Here is a 1,438-nt window from a genome sequence, read left to right on the forward strand (position 1 = left end):
CGGCGCACCGCCCTCGTTCGTGAGGCGTATATAGTCGCCACCCCGACAAACTGTCAACACCGATCCAAGAAGTTTTTTCGATTTCTCGTGGAGATATCCGCAGGGTCGAGATTCGTGAGTTGGCTAGGCTGAGTTTCCACATCGCTTTTTGCGCTTGGTCGCGCCTGGGATACTCGCTTCGGACCGTATGCCTCGCTTTGAAAACCGCTGTCCGCCCGACGGCTGCGGACCTTGCCCGAGCGGCTTTCAGCGGCTTCCAGCCATTCCGGTGTGATGTTCCGGCCTGCGTAAAAGATGCCCAGGATCAGCACCCGCTCGCCCTCGACCGCAAAGGCAATGCTGACCGCCGTCGGTAGCCGATGATCCGCAGTCCGGGCATGATCTCGCGCCGCTCGGTGCCACGCTGTGGAAAAGTCGATAGACCGAGACAATGGTCTTGAATACCCGCGACGAAAATTCCAGGCGATCGCCGGCGATGCGCGCTCGGCTATGTCGTCATAGAGCCGTTCGAGTTCGGCTTGTGCGGCGGGATGAAAGACGATCCGATAGTCCATCCCCTACTTGGCTTTCGCCTGTTTCGCGCGATGGCGCGCCTCCAGCCGAGAAAAAACCGCCCCGGCCGGGATTCCTTTAGCTGGATCCTGCTGGAGCTCGGCTAGGCGCCCCGGAATTTCCACGCTCAGCCACCTTTCCCGCTCCGCCTCGAAATCCTGGAGCATGCGCAGGCCGGCGCGGACAACCTCGCTGGCATTGTTGTAGCGACCTGATTCGAGCTGTTTCCTGATGAAGCGCTCATAGTGGTCGTTCAGAGCGTAGTTGGGCATGACAGCCTCCCGGAAAGAGACATGGGATCACGGCACGGATTTAGCAAAAGATGTCAGATATTAGCAATTTCGACCGACGTCGACCAACCTGCATTTTGGTCCGATTGTCTCGCAGACAGAGATATCGCCTCAGTCGGGCCGTCGCGATCGGGGATCGCGCCTGCAGCCGATAGGTGGGATCTGCTCCTCGCGATCCCTCCGGGACAGCTGGCGCTGAAGCCGGCTGAGATGGAATCCTGCCGGCTGAATCCATTTTGCATTTTCGTGGCTGGCCTCGGCTCTGGGAAGCCCAATTTTCCGCCGCGCGAGCTGAGAGCTCGTCTTGGCCCCGAGGCATGGAACGACCGAGGCTTGGCCCTGAACGTTTGGCTTGGCTTGGCTTGGCTTTGGCGGGCGGATTGTGTTTGGTTTTGCGGGATTTGTTTTTGACCTTGGGCGTCGGCTTTGGGTGTTTGCTGGGCTGTGATGAGGGTTCAAATCAGCGGGCGGCCATCAGCCGGATACAAGAACAGCCCGGGGTGAGCCGGGCTGTTTTGTATTTGGTTGCGGGGACAGGATTTGAACCTGTGACCTTCAGGTTATGAGCCTGACGAGCTACCGGGCTGCTCCACCCC

1 protein-coding gene and 1 pseudogene are annotated in these 1,438 nt (G+C 59.4%); both read right to left on the reverse strand.

The features are described from left to right. Positions 1 to 254: 254 nt before the first annotated feature. Positions 255 to 554: pseudogene (locus FJ986_RS30295) on the reverse strand (type II toxin-antitoxin system RelE/ParE family toxin); the annotation flags it as partial. Positions 555 to 557: 3 nt separating this feature from the next. Next, on the reverse strand, positions 558 to 824 hold the full coding sequence (locus FJ986_RS30300; RefSeq protein WP_140676917.1) for a type II toxin-antitoxin system ParD family antitoxin: 267 nt from the start codon (positions 822 to 824) through the stop codon (positions 558 to 560). Positions 825 to 1,438 lie beyond the last annotated feature (614 nt).

This window comes from Mesorhizobium sp. B1-1-1 (genome assembly GCF_006442955.1).
In the GTDB taxonomy this organism is placed as follows: Bacteria; Pseudomonadota; Alphaproteobacteria; order Rhizobiales; family Rhizobiaceae; genus Mesorhizobium.

Bases quoted from the DNA above. Each gene is read 5' to 3' on its own strand.
- FJ986_RS30300 (WP_140676917.1), bottom strand. From the start codon at position 824: ATGCCCAACTACGCTCTGAACGACCACTATGAGCGCTTCATCAGGAAA.